Origin of the sequence: Mesorhizobium sp. M7A.F.Ca.US.008.03.1.1 (assembly GCF_003997495.1) — a bacterium.
Taxonomy (GTDB): domain Bacteria; phylum Pseudomonadota; class Alphaproteobacteria; order Rhizobiales; family Rhizobiaceae; genus Mesorhizobium.
In genome coordinates this window covers 65,984-87,692 of record NZ_RZRU01000020.1, presented here as the reverse complement: position 1 = coordinate 87,692, position 21,709 = coordinate 65,984, and the positions used below count along the sequence as shown (strand labels likewise).

The 21,709-nt window shown below is 64.0% G+C and carries 22 protein-coding genes; 5 read left to right on the top strand and 17 right to left on the bottom strand.

The window, feature by feature from the left end; all coding sequences use genetic code 11:
- Positions 1-28 precede the first annotated feature (28 nt).
- The 4 genes from EOA16_RS24410 to EOA16_RS24395 are packed head-to-tail and all read right to left on the bottom strand — an operon-like array spanning position 29 to position 3,666.
- Positions 29-1,030, bottom strand: a complete 1,002-nt coding sequence (locus EOA16_RS24410) for a 4-hydroxyproline epimerase (protein WP_127260484.1) — start codon at positions 1,028-1,030, stop codon at positions 29-31.
- A 32-nt stretch (positions 1,031-1,062) separates the two neighbouring features.
- Positions 1,063-2,298 (bottom strand): FAD-binding oxidoreductase, encoded by a 1,236-nt coding sequence (locus tag EOA16_RS24405; RefSeq protein WP_164754371.1) that lies wholly within the window; start codon positions 2,296-2,298, stop codon positions 1,063-1,065.
- Between the two features lie 14 nt (positions 2,299-2,312).
- On the bottom strand, positions 2,313-2,762 hold the full coding sequence (locus tag EOA16_RS24400) for a GNAT family N-acetyltransferase (protein WP_127260483.1): 450 nt from the start codon (positions 2,760-2,762) through the stop codon (positions 2,313-2,315).
- Between the two features lie 10 nt (positions 2,763-2,772).
- A complete protein-coding gene (locus EOA16_RS24395; RefSeq protein WP_127260482.1) occupies positions 2,773-3,666 on the bottom strand; it encodes a dihydrodipicolinate synthase family protein in 894 nt (297 codons plus the stop codon).
- 111 nt (positions 3,667-3,777) lie between these two features.
- Here EOA16_RS24395 and EOA16_RS24390 point away from each other — a divergent pair, with 111 nt between their 5' ends.
- Positions 3,778-4,428 carry a GntR family transcriptional regulator gene (locus EOA16_RS24390; RefSeq protein ID WP_245456013.1) on the top strand — a complete coding sequence of 217 codons (651 nt, stop codon included), beginning with the start codon at positions 3,778-3,780 and terminating at the stop codon, positions 4,426-4,428.
- A 52-nt stretch (positions 4,429-4,480) separates the two neighbouring features.
- On the opposite strand, the gene EOA16_RS24385 is transcribed toward EOA16_RS24390, so the two are convergent.
- Both EOA16_RS24385 and EOA16_RS24380 read right to left on the bottom strand, forming a co-directional pair.
- Positions 4,481-4,780 (bottom strand): hypothetical protein, encoded by a 300-nt coding sequence (locus EOA16_RS24385; RefSeq protein WP_127260480.1) that lies wholly within the window; start codon positions 4,778-4,780, stop codon positions 4,481-4,483.
- A 242-nt stretch (positions 4,781-5,022) separates the two neighbouring features.
- On the bottom strand, positions 5,023-6,519 hold the full coding sequence (locus EOA16_RS24380; protein WP_023811796.1) for a CoA-acylating methylmalonate-semialdehyde dehydrogenase: 1,497 nt from the start codon (positions 6,517-6,519) through the stop codon (positions 5,023-5,025).
- 379 nt (positions 6,520-6,898) lie between these two features.
- Between EOA16_RS24380 and EOA16_RS24370 the strand changes: the two genes are divergently transcribed.
- Entirely contained in the window at positions 6,899-7,780 is an 882-nt protein-coding gene (locus EOA16_RS24370; RefSeq protein WP_127260479.1) for a LysR family transcriptional regulator, read from the top strand.
- Between the two features lie 8 nt (positions 7,781-7,788).
- Here the strand turns inward: EOA16_RS24370 and EOA16_RS24365 are convergent, their stop codons facing one another.
- Positions 7,789-8,382, bottom strand: coding sequence for a hypothetical protein (locus tag EOA16_RS24365; protein WP_245456012.1), 594 nt, complete (start codon positions 8,380-8,382; stop codon positions 7,789-7,791).
- A 163-nt stretch (positions 8,383-8,545) separates the two neighbouring features.
- Between EOA16_RS24365 and EOA16_RS24360 the strand changes: the two genes are divergently transcribed.
- Positions 8,546-8,989, top strand: a complete 444-nt coding sequence (locus EOA16_RS24360) for a hypothetical protein (protein WP_127260478.1) — start codon at positions 8,546-8,548, stop codon at positions 8,987-8,989.
- Positions 8,986-11,142, top strand: coding sequence for a phosphatidylserine/phosphatidylglycerophosphate/cardiolipin synthase family protein (locus EOA16_RS24355; protein ID WP_127260477.1), 2,157 nt, complete (start codon positions 8,986-8,988; stop codon positions 11,140-11,142). The genes EOA16_RS24360 and EOA16_RS24355 overlap by 4 nt, the downstream gene beginning before the upstream one ends.
- 4 nt (positions 11,143-11,146) lie before the next feature.
- Here the strand turns inward: EOA16_RS24355 and EOA16_RS24350 are convergent, their stop codons facing one another.
- The 10 genes from EOA16_RS24350 to rsfS form a co-directional block, all read right to left on the bottom strand.
- On the bottom strand, positions 11,147-12,403 hold the full coding sequence (locus EOA16_RS24350; protein WP_109664561.1) for a D-amino acid dehydrogenase: 1,257 nt from the start codon (positions 12,401-12,403) through the stop codon (positions 11,147-11,149).
- Between the two features lie 116 nt (positions 12,404-12,519).
- Positions 12,520-13,062: a nucleoside-diphosphate kinase gene (locus tag EOA16_RS24345; RefSeq protein ID WP_245456011.1), complete on the bottom strand. Its 543-nt coding sequence runs from the start codon at positions 13,060-13,062 to the stop codon at positions 12,520-12,522.
- 14 nt (positions 13,063-13,076) lie between these two features.
- Positions 13,077-13,499 (bottom strand): nucleoside diphosphate kinase regulator, encoded by a 423-nt coding sequence (gene rnk / locus EOA16_RS24340; RefSeq protein WP_127260475.1) that lies wholly within the window; start codon positions 13,497-13,499, stop codon positions 13,077-13,079.
- A gap of 274 nt (positions 13,500-13,773) precedes the next feature.
- Complete coding sequence (alr, locus tag EOA16_RS24335; protein WP_127260474.1) at positions 13,774-14,913, bottom strand: alanine racemase; 1,140 nt, start codon at positions 14,911-14,913, stop codon at positions 13,774-13,776.
- Positions 14,914-14,988: 75 nt separating this feature from the next.
- Positions 14,989-15,510, bottom strand: a complete 522-nt coding sequence (locus tag EOA16_RS24330) for an RNA pyrophosphohydrolase (protein WP_127260473.1) — start codon at positions 15,508-15,510, stop codon at positions 14,989-14,991.
- A gap of 3 nt (positions 15,511-15,513) precedes the next feature.
- Positions 15,514-16,719, bottom strand: a complete 1,206-nt coding sequence (locus EOA16_RS24325; protein ID WP_127260472.1) for a divergent polysaccharide deacetylase family protein — start codon at positions 16,717-16,719, stop codon at positions 15,514-15,516.
- A gap of 211 nt (positions 16,720-16,930) precedes the next feature.
- Positions 16,931-18,262, bottom strand: coding sequence for a S41 family peptidase (locus EOA16_RS24320; protein ID WP_164754373.1), 1,332 nt, complete (start codon positions 18,260-18,262; stop codon positions 16,931-16,933).
- Entirely contained in the window at positions 18,263-19,600 is a 1,338-nt protein-coding gene (locus tag EOA16_RS24315; RefSeq protein ID WP_127260470.1) for a murein hydrolase activator EnvC, read from the bottom strand.
- 124 nt (positions 19,601-19,724) lie between these two features.
- Positions 19,725-20,207 carry a 23S rRNA (pseudouridine(1915)-N(3))-methyltransferase RlmH gene (gene rlmH / locus EOA16_RS24310; protein WP_127260469.1) on the bottom strand — a complete coding sequence of 161 codons (483 nt, stop codon included), beginning with the start codon at positions 20,205-20,207 and terminating at the stop codon, positions 19,725-19,727.
- Between the two features lie 27 nt (positions 20,208-20,234).
- On the bottom strand, positions 20,235-20,612 hold the full coding sequence (gene rsfS / locus EOA16_RS24305; protein WP_013529073.1) for a ribosome silencing factor: 378 nt from the start codon (positions 20,610-20,612) through the stop codon (positions 20,235-20,237).
- 242 nt (positions 20,613-20,854) lie between these two features.
- Here rsfS and EOA16_RS24300 point away from each other — a divergent pair, with 242 nt between their 5' ends.
- Complete coding sequence (locus tag EOA16_RS24300) at positions 20,855-21,706, top strand: mechanosensitive ion channel domain-containing protein (RefSeq protein WP_127260468.1); 852 nt, start codon at positions 20,855-20,857, stop codon at positions 21,704-21,706.
- Positions 21,707-21,709 lie beyond the last annotated feature (3 nt).

Below are 21,709 nucleotides of genomic sequence, written 5' to 3'. Positions count from 1 at the left end.
GTTGCTTTCCGCTAGGTCAGGATTCCCATCACTTGACAACAAATCCGTGCGCGAAGGGGTCGCGGTCGTCGATGAAGATGGTGTTCAGTCCGGTCATCCGCGCCCAGCCGCCGATCGAGGGGATGATGGCCGGTTTGCCGGCGACGGTGACATCCTTTTCGACCTTGCCCTTGAACAGCGAACCGATGATCGATTCATGGACGAAGCTGTCGCCGGCCTTGAGTTTGCCCTTGGCATGAAGCTGTGCCATGCGCGCCGAGGTGCCGGTGCCGCAGGGCGAGCGGTCGATCGCCTTGTCGCCGTAGAACACGGCATTGCGGGCATCCGCCCCATCCACCGTCGGCGCACCGGTCCACAGCATGTGCGAAAGCCGGTCGATGCCAGGATTTTCCGGATGCACGAAGGAATATTTCTCGTTGAGCCGCTGGCGCACCACCGGGCTCCAGGCGATGAAGTCGCCCGCCGAATAATCGGCCATGTCGCGATAGTTCTCCTGCGGCTCGACGATGGCGTAGAAATTGCCGCCATAGGCGACATCGACGGTGATTTCGCCGAGCCCAGGGCATTCGACCGTCAGCCCTTCGGCATGGAGGAAGGACGGCACATTGGTGATGCGCACCTCCTCGACATAGTCGCCGACCTGTTTGTATTCGGCGATGACCAGCCCGGCCGGCGTGTCGAGCCTGAGCACGCCCGGCGTCTTTGGCTTGATCAGCCCGTGCTCGATGGCCATCGTCACCGTACCGATCGTGCCATGGCCGCACATCGGCAGGCAACCGGAGGTTTCGATGAACAGGATGGCGATGTCGCAATCCTCGCGCGTCGGCGGATAGAGGATCGAACCGGACATCACGTCGTGGCCACGCGGCTCGAACATCAGGCCGGTGCGGATCCAGTCATACTCGGCCAGAAAATGCGCACGCCGCTCCATCATCGTCGCGCCCTGTAGCAGCGGGCCGCCGCCAGCGACCAGCCGCACCGGATTGCCGCAGGTGTGGCCGTCTATGCAGAAGAAGGATTTCTTGGCCATGACGCTCCTCGAAAATCAAAAACCCGAAAAAATCAAAATCGTTGCGGACTGAAGGGAGCCGGATCGATCGGTGGAGTCTGCCCCAGGACAAGATCCCGGATCAACCTTCCGGTGGCTGCCGCCTGGGTCAGGCCGAGATGGCCATGGCCGAAGGCATAGACCACCGACCGCCTTCCCGGCGCGCCACCGATGACAGGCACTGAATCCGGCAGCGAGGGGCGGAACCCCATCCATTCGCGCCCGCCCGAGGGATCGAGCCCCGGCAGGAATTTCTGCGCCTTCTGCAGCAGCGCCTTCGACCTGTTGTAATTGGGCGACCGCTCGATGCCGCCCAGTTCGACGGCGCCGCCGACGCGCAGGCCCGTTTCGAGCGGCGTGACGACGAAACCATGGCCGGAGAAAATCAGCATCCGCTTCACGTCGAAGGCACTCGTCGGCAACGTGGTGTTGTAGCCGCGCTCGGTCTCCAGCGGAATGCGATCGCCGAGCTGCCGCGCCAGCAGATGCGACCATGCGCCGGCGGCGACGACAAGGTGTCGCGCCTGCCTTGTGGCGCCGTCTGCCAACGTCAGCGTCGCACCATCCTGATCCGCCGCGACTTGGCTGATCCGGGCCAGCTCAAATCGGGCGCCCTTGGCCTGTGCATAGACCCACACGGCCTTGCCCAGCAGTTTCGGGTCGGCGACCGTCTTCCATCCCGGCACGAACGTGCCTTTGATGAAGCGCGGCGAAAGGCCTGGCTGCAAACGCGCCAGCTCCTCCCCTTCGACATGGCGAAAGCCGATGCCGAAACGCTCACGCGCCGCCCAGCCGGGCAGCCCGGCCTGAAATTCGGCTTCGCTTTCGTAGAGCTCGAGCGAGCCGTCCTCGCGCAGCATCGAGCGCGTGCCGGAGCGGTCGAGCAGGCCCATCCACTCCGCCTCGGCCAGCTTCATCATGCCCGCCTGAGCGGCAAGGCTCGCCTCATATTTCCCCGGCGCACCGGCGCGCCAGAAGCGGACCAGCCAGGGCAGAAGCTTCGGCAGATAGGCGGGCGGAATGCTGAGCGGGCCAAGCGGATCGGCCAGCCACTTCGGCAGCTGCCGCATCATGCTCTTGTGTGCCAGCGGCAGCACGTCGGAGAAGGCGAAGGCGGCGGCATTGCCGGAGCTCGTCTCCTCGCAGATGCCGGTGCGGTCGAAGATCGTGACCTTGCGTCCGGCCTCGGCGAGAGACGCAGCGGCGCAGATGCCGATGATACCGCCACCGACGATAGCAATGTCCAACATCCGGGCTGGTGCCGTCACGACGGAAAGTCTCCAGGGTTGAGGGCTTTTGTCATCAGAGGGGTTTTCCGGTCGGACTGGGTGACCGTCCAGCCAAGGATTTGATAAAAACCTTCTGCCTCCTTGGCGGCATTGACTTCAAGCTGCTCCAAACCGAGGCGGTGTGCGTAGGCCTCGATTTCCTGCATAAGAATCCGGCCCAAGCCGCGCCGCTGCAAATCCGGTTCGATGGCAACAAGCCTGACGATGCCGAGGCGGGGACCGGCAACATCAAGTCTCGCGGTCCCTACCGGCGCGTCGTCGCGCATGAGGAGCAACGGATGATTGCCCGCAAGACGATCGTCGGGATGCCGTTCGTCATAGCCATCCAAACCCCGGCCCTCCCAAAGAACGCGTTTGCGAATATGATGATATGCCGCCCAGTCCCCATCGCTTTCGACGCGCTTGAGACGGATCCGGGACGGCATATACCTTTCCTCAGAACTGCGGCAGCTTCGGCCGCACCGCGAGCGCATCCTTGACGATCTTCTCGACAGTCTTGCGGCGATCGCCAGACAGCGGCTGGCGCGGCATGCGCACGCGGTCATTTGTGTTGATCGCGAACACTTCGGCAAGCTTGATGTTTTGGACCAGATAGGTCGAGACGTCGAGATCGAGCAGCGGCCGGAACCAGCGGTAGATGGCGAGCGCCTCTTCGCGGCGGCCCTGCTTCATCAGCTGGTAGATGGCGACCGTCTCGCGCGGGAACGCGGTGACCAGTCCGGCCACCCAGCCGATGGCGCCGACCGACAGCGCCTCGAAGGCCAGATTGTCGACGCCGGTGAACAGGTCGTAGCGGGTACCGAGGCGATTGATGATCTCGGTGGACCGGCGGATGTCGTCGGAAGATTCCTTGATCGCGACAAAGCGCTTGTCCGACGCCAGTTCCTCCATCTGGTCGACGCTGACGTCGACGCGGTAGGCAAGCCGGTTGGAGTAGATCATGACCGGCAGGTCGCCCGCCTCGGCGACCGCGCGCAGCGCAGCGACCGTTTCTTCCGCATTGGTGTGGTAGATCGGGCTCGGCACGACCATGAGGCCGTTGGCGCCTTCCCGGCTCGCGCGCTTGGCGATGCTGGCCGCCTCGCGTGTGCCGGCCTCGTTGACGGTCAGCAGCACCGGCTTCTTGCCGGCGACCTTCTGTGCGGTCTTCAGCACCTCGATCTTCTCCTCGGGCGACAGCATCGGCCCCTCGCCGAGCGATCCGCAGACAATGATGCCGTCGCAGCCGGCCTCCATCTGCAGGCTGAAGCAGCGCTCCATCTCGGCATGATCGAGACGATCATCCGCGGTGAATTTGGTCGTGACGGCAGGAAAAACTCCGGTCCACATGATCATCTCTCCATCTGATATATCAGTGGTATATCTATTAACAAACCCGCTGTCAATGCGGATTCCGCTATGATATATTCAAGATATATCAGGAGAGCGCATTTGATATCCATGGCAGCAAGCACCCCGACCGAGCCGGCCGCGACCAGAGCTTACCATGTGCTCGAGCACATGATCGTCACGCTCGAACTCGCGCCGGCAAGCTTCGTCACCGAGGGTGCCCTGATCGACAGGCTCGGACTTGGCAGGACACCGGTGCGCGAGGCGATCCAGCGGCTGGCCTGGGAAGGGCTGCTCGACATCAGGCCGCGCGCCGGCATCGCCATCGCCCCGCTGCATCCCGGCGATTGGCTGCGCGTGCTCGACGCACGTCGTGGCGTCGAGGTGGTGCTGGCCCGCTCGGCCGCCCGCTTCGTCACCCGCGAAGCCGCCGACCTGTTTCACGAAGCAGCCCTTGCCATGCAGCAAGCGGTGATCTCGGGCAACGTGCTTGCCTTCATCCAGGCCGACAAGGCGCTTGACGAAGCGCTGGCGCTGGCCGCCGACAACCCGTTCGCCGCCCGCCTGGCCGCCCCCTTGCAGACCCACAGCCGCCGCTTCTGGTTCCGCTACAAGGCCGACACCGGTCTTGCCGAATCCGCCGAGCACCATGTCGCGCTGATCCGCTCGATCCTCGACGGCGACGAGGAGGCCGCGGCCAAGGATGCCAAACGCCTGATGGCGCTGCTGCGCGGCCACGCCGAGGTGGCCGCAACGCGCTGAACGTCTTTTATCTCCGGTGCGCTTTCGCGCCGACGCTTCCTCGAAGCTCGAGTCAGGTCCCTGGCAAGGCAGCCGCCGCCGTCAACGGACGGTCCCAGCCTTCGCCCGCCGTGATGACACAGCTCTGACCATGCGTGTCGGTGGCAAGAATCGTCCAGGTCCCTTGGTCGGAGACGAATATCTCGAGAATCACGCTCGAGTTGACCAGGCCGCGCGCCGCCTCGCTTTCGTGGAATTTTTCCCCGAGCGCTTTGATCATATCCGCACGGGCCGCGCATTGCTCCGCCAGCGCCGGAACGACGGGAAACGCGGAAAAGGCCGCGAAGAATAACGTCGCCACAAGACGTGTCATCTGACACCTCCTTGCGCCAACGATATCCCCGAAGCTGTCGCCAGCGCCATTGGGTTGATCTGCCGCACCTCGTCGCAGCAGGACTGCAAACCTAAGATGATAGCTGCCCGCTTGGTTCCATCACATTAGCGTTCAAGCAAATAGCGACTTGACCGGAAGGCAAAAGCCCGGGTTCGAGCCGGGCTTTGCTCGGTTCACCGCGCGCCCGAAGCCTAGGCCGGGACGCGCAGAGAACTTCTGGCTCAGTTCATCGTCGGAATGACGAACTCCGCACCATCCTTGATGCCGGACGGCCAGCGCGACGTCACCGTCTTGGTCTTGGTGTAGAAGCGGAACGCGTCCGGGCCGTGCTGGTTCAGGTCGCCGAAGGAAGACGCCTTCCAGCCGCCGAACGTGTAGTAGGCGATCGGCACCGGGATCGGCACATTGATCCCGACCATGCCGACCTGGACCCGCGAGGCGAAGTCGCGGGCGGCATCGCCGTCACGGGTGAAGATGGCGACGCCATTGCCCATCTCGTGGTCGTTGGCGAGCTTGATCGCGCTCTCATAGGTCGGCGCGCGCACCACCGAAAGCACCGGCCCGAAGATCTCTTCCTTGTAGATGCGCATGTCCGCGGTGACGTTGTCGAACAGGCAGCCGCCCATATAGTAGCCGTCTTCATAGCCCTGCATGGAGAAGCCGCGGCCGTCGACGACCAGCTTGGCGCCTTCCTTGACGCCGGTGTCGACATAGCCCTTGACCCGCTCCAGGGCCTGCGCCGTCACCAGCGGACCGAAATCGGCGGAGGAATCCGTCGATGGGCCGACCTTCAGGCTTTCGACGCGCGGTATCAGCTTTTCCATCAGCCGGTTGGCGGTGTCGTTGCCGACAGGCACGGCCACCGAGATCGCCATGCAGCGTTCGCCGGCCGAGCCGTAGCCGGCGCCGATCAGCGCGTCGACGGTCTGGTCCATGTCGGCGTCGGGCATGATGATCATGTGGTTCTTGGCGCCGCCGAAGCACTGCACGCGCTTGCCGGCGGCCGTGCCGCGCGAATAGATGTAGTGGGCGATCGGCGTCGAGCCGACAAAGCCGATGGCCTTGATGTCGGGATCGTCGAGGATGGCGTCGACGACATCCTTGTCGCCGTTGACGACGTTGAGGATGCCTGCCGGCAGGCCAGCCTCGAGGAACAGTTCAGCAATGCGCATCGGTACGCCCGGATCGCGTTCCGACGGCTTCAGGATGAAGGCATTGCCGCAGGCGATGGCAGGCGCGATCTTCCACAGCGGGATCATCGCGGGGAAATTGAACGGCGTGATGCCGGCAACGACGCCGAGCGGCTGGCGCATCGAATAGACGTCGATGCCGGGGCCGGCGCCGTCGGTGAATTCACCCTTCATCATGTGCGGCGCGCCGATGCAGACTTCGACCACTTCGAGGCCGCGCTGGATGTCGCCCTTGGCGTCGGCGATCGTCTTGCCGTGCTCGCGCGCCAGGATGTCGGCCAGTTCGTCATAGTCGCGGGCGACCAGTTCGAGGAACTTCATCAGCACGCGCACGCGGCGCTGCGGGTTGGTCGCGGCCCATTTCGGCTGAGCCGCCTTGGCATTCTCGACAGCCGCGCGCAGTTCCGCCTGCGAAGCCAGCGCCACCGTGCCACGCACGGAGCCGTCCATCGGCTGCATGACATCCTGCTTGCGGCCGCTGGTCCCGGCGACATGCTTGCCGCCGATGAAATGACCGTAGTCGATCATGATTTCTCTCCCTTTGTTTGTGATGCAGCATTGTCCGCCTTTGGCCGGCGGATGGCAACGCGACGGAGAACGCAACCGTTGTGCGGAAAATAGATAACGATTGACGGAGGAGCATCAATTCCCGCAAATGGCGCGATCACGAGACGACGCCCGAGGATTGACAGGTTGAGTTCCTTCGCGCCCCCTTCTGTCCTGCCGGACATCTCCCCCTCTAGGGGGGAGATCGGCAGTCGCGCGGACGGCTCTCCCCTAACCACCTCGGCGATCGGCGAAAGCAGAGATAACAAGGCAATCTCCCCCCTTGAGGGGGAGATGTCCGGCAGGACAGAGGGGGGCGCCACAGAACGCAACGTCGGTGGCTGTCATCCGGATCATCTCCATGAACTGGGATGACGTCCGCATCTTCCTCGCGGTGGCCCGAGCCGGCCAGATCCTTGGCGCGGCCAAACGGCTTGAACTCAACCACGCCACCGTCTCGCGCCGCATCGCCGCACTTGAGGGTGCCCTGCGGACAAAGCTGTTTCGCCGCTTGACCACCGGCAGCGAGCTGACACCCGCCGGCGAGCGCTTTCTGGAAATCGCGGAGCGCATGGAGGGCGACATGATCGCCGCGCGCTCGACTGTCGCCGGCGAGGGCGACGACGTCTCCGGCACGGTGCGCATCGGCGCGCCTGACGGTTTTGGTGTCGCCTTCCTGGCCAAGCGCCTCGGCGAACTGACGGCTCTCCACCGCGAGCTGACGATCCAGCTGGTGCCGGTGCCGCGCTCCTTCTCGCTGTCGCGCCGCGAGGCGGACATCGCCATCACTGTCGAGCGGCCGACCGAAGGCCGGCTGGTGGCGGGAAAGCTGGTCGACTACTCGCTTGGCCTGTTTGCCTCGCGCGCCTATGCGGAAATGCATGGTTTGCCCCATACGGCCGCCGAGCTCGGCCAGCACACCCTCATCGGCTATGTGCCGGACCTCATCGTCAGCCCATCGCTCGACTACGCAGCCGAATTCAGCCCGGACTGGCGCACCAGCTTCGCCATCTCCTCGGCGCTCGGCCAGGCCGAAGCGGTGCGCTCGGGCGCCGGCATCGGCATCCTGCACACCTTCGTCGCCCGCTCGATACCGGAACTGGTGCCGGTCGATGTGGTGGCGCCCATCCGGCGCGCCTACTGGCTGGTCTATCACGAATCGGTCCGGCCGCTGCGCCGCGTCCAGATCGTGGCTAGCTTCATCACCAAGATGGTGGAGCGGAAGAGAAGCCTCTTCCTATAGATAGGCCATCAGGGTGTATCGAGAACGAACGAACTCACCACCCGTTCGGCTTGATCGGCCAGCGGCCCCCACATTTGCGTTACTTGCTCGGCGCTCTGGGCCATGACATTGCAGTTCACATACCCGTAGCGCGCGCCTCGGACCGAAAACGCAAATCTGGAATGGCCATAAAAGGTTGTACTCTCGCGGCGCACCGTGAAGTCCACGTCGGCAAGGCGTACAGGATAGCCGTCCGGAAACCTTGCAAGCCTGTCATTGCTGAAATCGGCTGTGCTGAATGAACTCCCTATTGTCCTCTTCCAATTGTGCATCGACCAGCCTTCCATGAATTTACGCGTATCGGACTGCGAGCCCTGTGCCGACGGAATGTAAATCGAGGCCGATACCATGCAGTTGAGATCGGCGGACTTCACGCTCAGCCTTATCTCCTCGTCGGTAAGCGACTCATTGATCCACCCCTCCGGAAAGGTCAGCGAAAAACCGTTCACCTGGTCGTGGACAGTCTTATCGGCGGGATTGGCCGCTGTGGCGTAGACCAGAAACCCGACAGCAGTGGCCAAAAAGCAAAAACGCATCGCCGGTGCTCGCGAAATACCAGGCAAGATAACGCCCGGTCAGGTTGTGCTACCCGGCATATCACAATCGGACGATACACACGCCTTTTCCTTGCCACAAAACCGGCCAGTGTGGCATCAGGCGTGCGGATCGCTGGCCACGGGGCAGTCGCCGAGTGGGAAATCGTTCAGAAAGCTGGCGCGGATAGACATGCGAGCCGTTCTTGCCATCCTGCCGCTGCTTGTCGTTTCCGCTTGCGCCAATCCGTGGACGAAGGTGCCGGAGGCCGAACTGCCCAAGCCGATCCGCTACGCCATGGCGCGGCCCTCGCATTTCGTCTTCGGCAATTATTGCGGCCCCGGCACCCGCACCGGCGATCTGTCGGCCCGGCCGGTCAACCGCCTCGACGCGGCTTGCCAGACGCATGACGCCTGCTACATCGCCCGCCACGACCATTGCGACTGCGACGGCGCCCTCGTCGCCACGGCGAAAGCGATACGCGGCGACAAGACAGCGCCGCGCAAAATGCGCGGCGAGGCGGAGCTGCTGATCGCCACCTTCGCCATTCCCGTCTGCAAGGTTTTCCCGCAAGGCTTCATGCCACCGCGTGACCCGGCGCAATTGAGCGCCATGAAGGCCGGAGCGGCCGGGTGAGAGTCCGCGCATTCATCATCGCCGCCGTGTTCGGGCTGGCGGCCCTTGCCGGCTGCGCCGGCGCTGGCCGCAATGCCTGCGACATCCTGCAAGGCCAGACGGCCTGCGAACGGCCCTTGCTGTCGGCCGGGACATCTGGGCCGCGTATCGCCGCCGCCCAGTTTTTCGGCGACGCCGGCACGAGCGACTACGAAAAGCGGTTCCTGGCGCTGCTCGCCCACCACCAGCTTGGCGCCATGGACCGCGCCAATGGCACCGGCCCTTTCGGCCACGACCGCTATGAAATCCGCAACAGCGATTTCCAGGCGACCTACCGGACGCTGCAGCAACTGGCCGGGCCGGTTGCCGAAACGCATCTGCCGCCGGCCGGCGCCAGCGGCGGCGACGGCCGTTTCGACGGCCGCTGGCGGGTGTCGCGGCAGACGCTCTACATCGATGCGGCAGCACGGCCCTCGGAACCCAAGACTTTCGATTTCTCCGGCCTGCAGGCGCGCAGCGTCGAGATCGTGCTGCGCCAGGCCGGCAAGCAACCCGCCGACATCGAGGGCACCTGCGACGGCACGCTGGCGATCCGTGCCGGTGGCGGTTCACGCACCATCGCCACGGGCACGGCATTTCGCTTTCGCCTGTCCGGCGAGGACGACACGGTCAGCCTGTTCCCAAGTGAAAGCCTGAACCGCTGCAGCGTAAAAATCCGCTCCAGCCTTGTCCCGGCCGGCGCACCGCTCACCATCCGGCGCGAAGAGAGCGCCGATCCGGCTCTCGCCGCCTTCGATAGTCGCTACGAGCGTTGCCCGATGCCCAACCCCACCGGCCTCGATGCTCTCAGCCGCGCCTTCTATGCCAGCCGCTGGCTGTCGCAGACCTGTGCCTTGCCGATCGGAAAGCCGCGCCTGCTGCGCAAGTCGCGCGACGGCTTCAACGCCAAGGTCGAGGCGCTGATGGGAGCGCCGCTGTCCGACAGCGCCATCGACAAGGGCGACCCGGAGCTGCCGCTCGACTTCTCCAGGGCGCCAAGGCTGAAGCTGATCTATCTGTCGTCGCTGGAGTTCAAGGCCGACTTCTCAGGCCGGATCATCGAGCGGCTGATCCGCCATCATGCAGCACTTGGCACCAAGGTCCGCATCATGGTCACCGACGTGCTGGAGCGCGACAAGGACGACGCCATGCTGCATCGGCTGGCAGCCGAATTCCCCAATGTCGAGCTGCAGGAATATCGCTGGCGGGCGGACCGGGGCGCGCCGATCGACGAGCAGATTTCACAGCTGCACAAGGTCCATCATGTCAAGATGCTGGCAACGCTTGCCGACGATCCCGGGCGCTCACGCGCCATCATCGGCGGCCGTAACATCCATGACGGCTTCCTGTTCCACCAGCCGATCGATCTGTCGCGCTATCCCGATCTCGAGCAATACGGCAAGACCGACGGGCTCTCGCTGAACTACTATTCGAACTGGAGCGACTTCGACATCGAGTTCGCCGATCCGGCCACGGTGGAGACACTCGCCGCGCATCTTTCGACAGTGTGGCTGCGCGACGCCGACACCAATCTGGCGCGACCCTTCTCCATTCCGGTCCGGTCCGACGGCGCCCGGCCGTCAGGCACGGCGCGGCACTTCATTTCGGTGCCCTACGAGGATGGCCACGCGCTGGAAGACTATTTCGTCGAGCTGGTCGACGCCGCCCAGCACCATATCCAGATCGTCAATCCCTACCTCAACCTGACGCCCAAGCTTGCCCAAGCTGTTGACCGGGCGCTCGCGCGCGGCGTCAGGATCGACATTGTCGGCCGCATCGATCTCAAGGGCGATATCGGCGGCAAGTTCCTCACCGCGCTCAACAAGCTGTTCGTCGAGAAATATGGCGACCGCATCAACATCCGCGAGTTCAAGGCGCCTGACGTGGTGCTGCATTCCAAGATCATGATGATCGACGAAAGGCTGGTCGCCATCTCGTCGGTCAATCTCAACAACCGCAGCTTCTTCCACGATAGTGAGAACGGCATGATGGTGCTGGATCCGGCCTTCTACACCAGGATGAAGCCGATCTATGACGACTATGTCGCCCACTCCAATCCGGTCGCCACCAATGTGACGATCCCGTGGGCCTATCGGCTGTTGTTCGACGAGGACTGGGTCCGGCAGGCGTTCTAACCCTCTACCGCAGATAGCGCTCCTGCGCGAGGTCGCGGACGTCGATGTCAGGCACCCGGCTGGAGATGATGTCGGCCAGCACCTTGCCCGAGCCGCAGGCCATGGTCCAGCCGAGCGTGCCGTGGCCGGTGTTGAGATAGAGATTGGAGAGCTCGGTGCGGCCGATCAGCGGCGGACCATCCGGTGTCATCGGCCGCAGCCCGCACCAGAACGTCGCGTCCCGCATGGCGCCGGCGCCCGGAAAGAGATCGCCGACCGAGTGTTCCAGCGTGCGCCGCCGCGATTCGTGCAGCCTTAGGTCGAAGCCGGAAATCTCGGCCGTGCCGCCAACCCGGATGCGGTCGCCAAGCCGGGTGATCGCCACCTTGTAGGTCTCGTCCATCACCGTCGACACCGGTGCCGCGGCGGCGTCCTTGATCGGCACGGTGATCGAATAGCCCTTGACCGGATAGACTGGGATCGGCCGCTTCACCCTGCGCATGAACCCTGCCGAATAGCTGCCCAGCGCCATCACATAGGCGTCGGCGGCCTTCCAGCCTTTGCTGGTGCTGAGATTGGCAATGCGGTTGCGGCTGCGGATGACGCGCCAGATCGTCACGTCGTATTCGAACTTGACGCCGCGGGCCACGCAAAGCTCGGCCAACCTGTCGGTGAACATCTTGCAGTCGCCGGTCTCGTCGTGCGGCAGCCTGAGGCCTCCGACGAACTTTTCGCGCACCCCGGCAAGGCCAGGCTCAGCCGCGATGCAACCATCCTGGTCGAGGATCTCGTAAGGCACGCCATACTTCTTCAGCACCTCGACATCGCCGCCGGTGCCGTCGAGCTGCTTTTGCGTACGGAACAGCTGCAGCGTGCCCTGGGTCCGCTCGTCATAGGCGATACCGGTTGTTTCGCGCAGCGCCTTCAGCGTGTCACGGCTGTATTCGGCGAGCGGCACCATGCGCGCCTTGTTGATCGCATAGCGCTCGGCCGTGCAGTTGCGCAGCATCTTGATCAGCCATGTCCACATATGCGGGTCGAAGGCCGGCCGCACCACCAGCGGGCCATGCTTCATCAGCAGCCATTTGATCGCCTTCAGCGGAATGCCGGGTCCGGCCCAGGGCGAGGCGTAGCCGGGCGAAATCTCGCCGGCATTGGCGAAGCTGGTTTCCAGCGCCGGACCTTTCTGGCGGTCGAGAACCGTCACCTCGTGGCCGGCCTCGGCAAGAAAGTACGCCGTGGTCACTCCGATGACGCCACCGCCCAGCACCATGATCTTCATCGTTCACTCCTTGCCGCGCGCCCTTCAGGACACCTTGGACACGGCCGCATTTCCGATTTGCGCATGATCCCAGCGAAAATCGATGCCGATTTTCGAGATCATGCAGTGTTGCCTGTTCACGCCGCCGTGGGACCGGGGTCGTCATCCCCTGTCTGCCGCATTCCGGCTCCCTCGCCAAGGGGCTGCCAATCGGCTGCGGCGCTGTAGACGAGGGTGAGCCCATGCGGCCGTCGCGCCTCGGCTTCGGATTTCTCCCTGACGGCACGCCGCGCGGCCTCCGGCTGGTAGAGCACGGCCGCGATCAGGATCGACTCCCGCCTGCCGTCGGCCTGTTCGATCCATGCAGTCTGGCCCTCGGCCATGCCGAGCATGCAAAGCCCCCGCCTTGTCATGATCGACAGGCTGGAGCCGACCGGACCGCGCACCTCGTTCTGCACCAAGGTCCGGGTCTGGGCAGCGCCGGCATCGACACGAAACACCACTCTGCTGTTCAGCGTCACGATGCCGGGTCCGACCGAATCGATCGCAACGACCTCGGCTTTGGAAAGCTTGTCTTCAAGCATTGGAACAATCGGATCCGCGAAAGCCCGCCGACGCTCCAACATGATCTCGAGGACGGCGAAGTCCTTCGTCGTCAGCCGGAAATTCGCGCCTGTCATCGCCGTCTCCATGATCAGGACCCCTCGCGCCCGCAGGCCGGCATATCGACCACTTCGATGATCGCCGACAGTTCCCGGCCGCCACGGCTGCTCCAGCACACCGTCTGTCCGACCGACGCGCCGATGAGCGCCGTGCCCATTGGCGTCAGCACCGAGATCCTGTTTTCACTGATGTCTGCTTCGCTGGGATAGACCAGTGTGACGCGCTGGGTGCTGCCGCCATCGTTGCGGATTGTCACCGTCGAACCCATCCGCACCACGTTGGCCGGGATGGAAGCCGCTGCCGTGACGACGGCACGGTCCATCTCCGAAAGCAGTTCTTCGGCCGTCTCGGGCACGCGGTCGAGCGACGCCCGCGCCAGGCCCGTCAGCCTGTGGTGGTCGGCATCGCTGACCAGAAGCCGGCTCGGTGGACGCAATCCTGTTGCATGTTGCATGGCAAACCTCATGACTTGGCGCATCGAACAGACGCGCGCCTGCCGCCGCACAAACGGTGGCTTGATGAAAAGCCGGCAGCCGCGAAGCTGTCTGGCTCGAGAATGATGATGTCAGGTAGAAATGCCCCGGTTCGGACGGACGCCAAAAGGCAGCCGCGCCGGGGCTACGATCCCGCGATCGGGCAGACCCTGAACAAGGTTCTGATATAAGCGAGATTGCTCATGCAAGGAGCCTTGCCGACAGGCGTCCACTTGTCAAGCGCGGCCAAACCGCTCAACCGCCGACATAGCGCCGATGGAAGCGCGGGCCGAGGCTGGTCAGGATCTCGTAACCGATGGTGCCGGCATGGCCGGCGGCGTCATCGACGCTTTGCGAAGGACCGAGCAGTTCGACGAGATCGCCCTCGCGCAGCCTGCCGACCGGCAGGGCGGAAATGTCGAGAATGATCGAATCCATCGACACCCGCCCGAGGAAAGGCAGCCGCGCGCCCTCGAACCAGGCGGCGGACGCGGCGCGGCGTTGCCAGCCATCCGCGTAGCCGAACGAAATCGTCGCCAGCCTGAGCGGGCCTTGCGCATGATAGGTGTGGCCATAGCCGACGCCCGCGCCTTTTTCGACGCTGCGCGTCTGTGCCACCTTTGCCTGCAGCCACACCACCGGCAGCATCGGATTGGACTTTGCCGGTGTGGGATTGATGCCGTAGAGCGCGGCACCGGGGCGGGCGAGATCGTAGTGAAAGCGCTCCCCAAGAAAGATGCCGGAGGAATTGGCCAGCGAGGCCGGCGCCTCCGGCAGCATCTTGCGCAGCCGCTCGAACGCCGACCGCTGCTTCTCATTGGCCGGATGCTCCGGCTCGTCGGCGCAGGCCAGATGGCTCATCACGTAACGGATGTCGATGCCGTCGAAGGCCTGCGGGTCGGCGGCAATGCGATCCACATCCCGAAGCGCCATGCCGAGCCGCGACATGCCGCTGTCGACCTGGATCGCGGCAGGCAGTTTTCGGCCGGCGCGGCGAGCCGCCGCACGCCAAGCCGCCAGTTGCTCGGGGCTGTTGATGACAGCGCTAAGGTTCGCTGCCACGGCGTCCGCCTCGGCACCGGGCGGAATGCCGTTCAACACGAAAATGGCAGGGCCCGGCCCAAGCGAGCGGCGCAGGGCGACGCCTTCGCCCAGAAGCGCAACGAAGAAGATATCGCAGCCTTCGCGCAGCAGCGCCGCCGCGACCTGCCCGGCGCCAACGCCGTAGCCGTCCGCCTTGAGCACACCAGCGCAGCGAACATCGCCCAACCGCGCTTTCAGCCGCCGGTAGTTTTCACGGATTGCACCGAGATCGATGGTGAGGAGGGCCCCAGCCGCCACTTCGCTTGTGGCGGTGACCTCTTCTGGCGGCGACTTTTGGGGGGCGTCGTTCATGGCGACCCTTCGCGTGGTAGGGGATACATCAATAGGACCGCCGGGCCGGCGCGGCAACTGCGGTTTGTATCGCGGCTATTGCACCAGATGCCGGAACGCCGCCACCACATCCTCATAGACATGGCGCTTGAACGGCACGATCAGGTCGGGAAGATCCTCCATAGGCCGCCATGCCCATTTGTCGAACTCGGCGGTGTGGCCACCCGGCGGCGGGTTGATCTGGATCTCGCTGGTGTCGCCGTGGAAGCGAAAGGCGAACCATTTCTGCGTCTGGCCGCGATACCGGCCCTTGAAGGCGATGCCGACGAGATGGTCCGGCAAATCATAGTTGATCCAGTCCGGCGCCTCGGCCAGCAGCGAGACGCCGCGCATGCCGGTCTCCTCATAGAGTTCGCGCTCGGCCGCCTGCAGGGGCTCCTCGCCCTCATCAATGCCGCCTTGCGGCATCTGCCAGAGTTGCGTCGTGCCGGCAAATTCGCTGTCCGGTTCGGCAATGCGGTGCCCCACCCAGACCAGGCCCTCGGCATTGAGGATCATCAGCCCGACACAGGGACGATAAGGCAACGTTTCGCGGTCGATCTTTTTTGTCTTTGCCATCAGTCAGTCTTTCCAGCCGTGTTCCGATGGCAAGCCTTTTTGCGGGTCAATGGCCACCGCCGAAATCGGTACGATCTCGATGCCGCGCTTCTTGGCCTCGGCCACCCAAGACGTCACCGTGTCGACCGTCAGGTCGAAGGCCGAACCGATGCCGACGGCAGTGCCTTTGGCCCGCGCGGTCGCCTCCAGGCTGTCGAGCTTCTTCAGGATTTCGCCGCGATCCTGTACGGCATCGATCGCCATGTCGCCGGAGACGAAGGGCACGCCGTCCTTCAGCGCCAAGTCCGGCGCCAGGCTGCGAGCCGACGAGCCGTCGTCGATATAGGCGAGGCCGCGTTTGCCGAGCTCGGCGATGAACGGCTCCATCGCCGCCGCGTCGGCGGAAAAGCGGGCGCCCATATAGTTCATGACGCCGGTATAGTTGGTCGTCCGCGACAACGCCCAGTGCAGGCTCTTCAGGTTCTCATCCGCGCTCGCAGCCACCGTCAGCGTGTTGCGTCCCGGATTGACCTTCGGATAATCGAACGGTTCGAGCGGCACCTGCATGACGATCTCGTGGCCGCTCTGCCTGGCTGCCTGCATCCAGCGGCCGATGCTGTTGCCTTGCGGCGCGAAAGCCAGCGTCACTTCCGCCGGCAGCTTGGCGATGGCCGCCTGGGTGCCCGTCTGCGAAACCGAAAGCCCGCCGATGACGATCGCCACCCGTGCGCCGCGCCCGCCCGACCAGGGCCGCGCATAGACGTCGAACGGCCGCCTGCCATCGGCGGCGCGCACCGGCAACGGCCCGGTCTCGCTGGCCTCGACCAGCGCCTTGTCTGGAATATGCGCGATCTTCAGGTTCTGGCCGATGGTCGACGGATCGCGAATGACGATCGCTGCCTTGGGCGGCCCACCGCCCTCCTCTGTCTGCACATGGATGATCTGCGGCCCGCCTGATTTGACCGGCGTCTCCGGCTTCGGTGCCGCCGGGGCCAATGCGGGCGGCGCGGCGGCGGGCTCGGCCGCCGCGGTCACTTTGGGCGTTGAAACGGCAACCTCTTGCGGCTTTCGAAACGACTTTTCCCTGAGCGCGATCGCGCCGGAGACGCCTGCCAGCGCCAGCACGGCCACCGTCGCCATGATCGCACCGCCGCTGGGCTTGCCGGTGGCGCGCGGCGACCGGACTGCCTGTCCGAGCGGGCGTTCGATGTCCTTGCCGATATCAGCCAAGCCTAATCCCCGGGCGCATGGCTCCGAAGGCGAAGCCGCTTCGAAAAGACATGCGCGAATTCATCAATCCCGGCGCACCCCGCGCCATGTCTTGGGGGCTTTGCCTCGCACCCCGAATCAAACTGCCGGAACCTTTCGGTCCCGGCAGCATCGCATTGCTTCCATCAGGCTCAAACTGAAAGATGGAGCGGCGCGTGCACCGCTCCAGATCTTACTGGTTGAGAACCGCTTTTTGCGGATTGGGCGGGAAGGCCGGATCGGTCTTCTGGCCGCGCAGCAGTTGCTCGGCATAGATGAGCTGCAGATCGTCTTTCGGATCCGGCGGCACATAAGCCGCCGAGCCCGAACCGGTCTTGCTTTCGTCGGCGCCCTTGATATGGCCCTTGAGGTCGGATTCGCCGCGCGTCAGGTCCCTGCCCTGCAGTTCCGGCGGCAGCGGCTGGTCGACCTTGATGTCGGGCGTGATGCCCTTGCCCTGGATCGACTTGCCGGACGGCGTGTAATAGAGCGCCGTCGTCAGTCTGAGCGCACCATTCTCGCCGAGCGGAATGATGGTCTGCACCGAGCCCTTGCCGAAGGACTGCGTGCCGACCACCGTGACGCGGCGCAGATCCTGCAGCGCGCCGGCGACGATTTCCGACGCACTGGCCGAACCGCCATTGACCAGGACGATCATCGGCTTGCCGTTGATGTCGTCGACCTGCTTGGGCTTGGCGTCGAAGCGGGTGACGTCCTTGGGGTCGCGGCCGCGGGTCGAGACGATCTCGCCGCGGTTGAGGAAGGCATCGGACACGCTCACCGCCTGGTCGAGCAGGCCACCCGGATTGAGGCGGAGATCCAGAACGTAGCCCTTCAGCTTGTCGTCGGGAATCTGCTTCTTGATGGTGTCGATGGCGTTCTCGAGGTCGTCATAGGTCTTTTCGGTGAAGGAGGTGATCTTCATGTAGCCGATGTCGTTCTCGACCCGGAACTTGACCGCCTTGACCTTGATGATGTCGCGCACGACCGTCAGTTCGATCGGCTTGTCGGCGCCCTGGCGCAGGATGGTCAGCTTGATCGGCGTGTTGACCAGGCCGCGCATCTTGTCGACCGCATCGTTGAGGGTCAGGCCGCGAACCTCTTCGCCATCGATCTTGGCGATGTAGTCGCCGGCCAGCACGCCTGCCTTGGCGGCCGGCGTGTCGTCGATCGGCGTGATCACCTTGACCAGGTCGTTCTCCATGGTGACCTCGATGCCGAGGCCGCCGAACTCGCCCTTGGTCTGGACGCGCATATCCTGCGCCTGCTCCGCATTCATGTAGGAGGAATGCGGGTCAAGCGAGGCCAGCATGCCGTTAATGGCGTTCTCGACCAGCGACTTGTCGTCGGGCGGTGTCACATACTGTGCCCGCACCCGCTCGAAGATATCGCCGAAGATCGCCAGTTGCTTGTAGGTTTCCGACCCTGCAGCGTTCGCCGCCGAGCCGGGTGCGCCATAGACCAGGCTCATGGCGGACGCGCCCATCAGCGCACCGGCAAACAGAAGCGACAGTTTCCGCATTATTCACGTCCTTCCAGAAAAACGGTCCGCCCACCATGGGGCCGGATCGACGGGTTTTCCATCCTTGCGGAACTCGACATAGAGTTCCGGCGTGGCATTTCCATTCTTCGAAACCGAGGTGCTCGCCACCCGGGCCTCTCCCATCGCACCGATCGGCTCTCCTGCAAGCACTGATTGACCGGTCGCGACGCTGATTCTGCTCATCCCCGCCAAAACGACATGATAGCCGTCGCCTGCGTTCAGGATCAAGAGTTGACCATAAGAGCGAAACGGCCCCGCATAAAGCACATTTCCATCCGCCGGCGCGGTAACGATGGCTCCCGATTGTGTCGCAACCATGTCGCCTAGCATCACCGCGCCGTTACCGTCATCGGCGCCGAATCGACGTTTGATGCGGCCGGTCACCGGCAGCGCGATCTGTCCCTGCAGCGCCGAAAAGGGCACCGCGGCGGCAAGTTGGTTGCTTTCCGGCACCGGCAGTGACGCCAGTTCGGCCGGCGCAGATGTGTTGTCGCCATCCGCCGTCTTCTGCTCGGCGGCCTTGGCCGCATCGGCGGCCTTGCGGCTCTTGTCGGCCTGCACTTCGAGCGAGGCGATCAACTCCTTCAGGCTGCCGGCCTTGGCCGCCAGCGCTTCGGATCGCTGCTTTTCGGCGGCCATTTGCGTTTGCGTGTCGGCTTCGAGCTTCTGCTTGGCCTCCAGCAGCATGCCGAGCCGCTTCTTTTCCGCCGCCTGGTCGCCGACCGCCGCCGTCAGCCGCGCCCGTTCGGCCTCGATCGAGGCCGTGACCCGCGACTGCTCCTTGAGATCGGCGAGCAGGCTATCTGTCTGCTGGCGCAGTTCCGGCACCACGGCACCGAGCAGGATGGCGCTGCGCACCGACGACAGCGCATCCTCGGGCTTGACCAGGATCGCCGGCGGCGGGTTGAGGCCCATGCGCTGCAGCGCGCCCAGCACTTCGGCCAGAACGTCGCGCCGCGCCATCAGCGAGGCGCGGATCTTCTGCTCCTGGCCCTTCAGCCCTTCCAGCCTGGCGCCGATGTCTTCGATGTCCTGGCCGAGCTTCTGTTCGGTCATCGCCGACTGGATCAATGCGGCGGTGATCGAGGCGTGATCCTTCTTGATCGTCGCGATGTCGGCGGAGAGCTTGGCCAATCGTTCGGACGACAGCGTGATCTCCTTCGAGACCCGTTCGTATTCGGCCCGGCTCTGATCCGGATCAGGAGCCATGTCGAGCGTGTTTTCCGCCCGCCCCGCATGCAGCGACAGCACAAGCACCGCCGCCGCGATGCCGCAGCGCGCGCGCCATGAGCCCGTTCTTGATTTTCTGTCTTCAGACATTGAAGCCCGACTCTATGCGTGGCTTCGTTAACGAACAATCAACCATGTTCGAAACTGCCCACTCGATGCAATCTTGCGTCGGCATTGGGGCGGAAATCCGGGCATGTCGCACCAATTCACCGGTTTATGAGCGATGGTAGGGATGTCCCGAAAGGATGGTGGCCACACGATAAAGCTGCTCTCCCAGCATCACGCGCACCAGTTGATGCGGCCATGTCAGCAATCCAAACGACATCACCAGTTCGGCCTGGTCGCGCAGCGACTGATCGTGGCCGTCGGCGCCACCGATGGCGATGATCAGGGCCTTGCGGCCACCGTCACGCAACAGACCAAGGCGCCCGGCGAAATCTTCCGAGGAAAAGCTTTTGCCGCGTTCGTCCAGCAGGATCAGAGCGGTACCGGGCTGCAAATGCGTCTGCAGCTTCTGGCCTTCCTCGCGCCGCCGCTCGCTTGCGGTCTGGCCGCGCCCCTCGGCGATTTCGGCAATGCCGGCAAATTCAAGCCCCACCGCCGGGCCGCTCTTGGCGAAGCGCTCGAAATAACGGTCGGCGAGCAGCTTCTCGGGGCCGGCTTTCATCCGGCCCACGGCATGAACTGATATCTTCATCCTCGCCTTGTAAGCCGCGCGAACGACTTAGTGGAGCGTTTCTTCCTCGAGGTCCGGCGCCTGCCACATCTTTTCGAGATTGTAGAATTCGCGGACTTCGGGCCGGAAGACATGGACGATGATGTCGCCAGAATCGATCAGGACCCAGTCGGCGCCGGACAGCCCCTCGACGCGCGCGGTGCCGAGACCGGCATCCTTGATCGCTTTGAGAAGATGATCGGCGACAGCCGCGACATGACGGTGCGATCGGCCCGAAGCGACGACCATGTAGTCGCCGAGGCTCGATTTCCCCTGGATGTCGATGGAGACAATGTTTTCGGCCTTGGAGTCTTCCAGACTGGCAAGGACTGTCTTGATGGCGCGGGACACGGCGTCGTCTACGCTGATCCTGGCCGGCGAAGGCATGATATCGGCCTTCTTCCGCAGTGCTGTTCTCAGTGTATTTCCTTTCGCAGCAAGAACAACCAAATCACCCCTTGAAGCAGGTGACACCACTTAGATAGGCAGAGTTCCCTGACAGTTTCAAGACGGGACCCTGCCTCGCACGAACGTATTGTCGCTGCTGTGGTTCCGCTGCACGCCGGAAAAGATCGGAACCCTCGCCGCCCGCATAGGTTATCGGCTCATCGACCAACCGGATTTCCCCCATGCCGATCGACCCGCAAAACGCCTTAATCAGCGTCCAGGCTGGCCTCGCCCAACTGAGCACGCTGATCGTTTCGTACTCCTTCTCGGCCATCGGTGCCGTCATCCTCTTGATTGTCGGCTATATCGTCGCCGGCCTTGCCGAACGTTCGATCTTTGCCGGTCTCGGCCATATCCATGGTTTCGACGCGACGTTGCGGCATTTCTTCTCCAAGATCGTCCGCTACGCCATCCTGGTCCTCGTCACCATCATGGTGCTCGGCCAGTTCGGCGTGCAGACGGCCTCGATCATTGCCGCCATCGGTGCCATTGGCCTCGCCATCGGCCTGGCGTTGCAAGGCACGCTGCAGAACATCGCCGCCGGCATCATGCTTCTGGCGCTGCGGCCGTTTCGCATCGGCGAGTCCGTCGAGGTCGGTTCGATTGCCGGTACGATCGAGGAGATCGGCCTGTTCGCAACCAAGCTCAGGACGGCCGAGGGGGTCTACATATTGGCGCCCAACTCGACGCTGTGGAACCAGCCGGTGCGCAACTTTTCGCGCAACGGCGTGCGCCGCAGCGACATCACACTCAGCATCGGCTCCTGGAACGACATCGACAGGGCTCAGAAAACCTTGCTTGCCATTGCCGCGGCCGAGCGGCGGATCAAGCGGGAGCCGGCACCGATCGCTTTCGTCTCGACATTGGGAGACAGCACTGTTTCGATTGCCTTGCGCTATTGGACATCGTCGGCGGACTTCTTCGCCACCCAGACCGATCTCACCAAGCGCGCCAAGCAGGAATTCGATAGCGAAGGCATATCGATCCCGCTGCCGCAACCGGAAGCGCCGTCGCCGGAAGCCCGTCGACAATAGTCG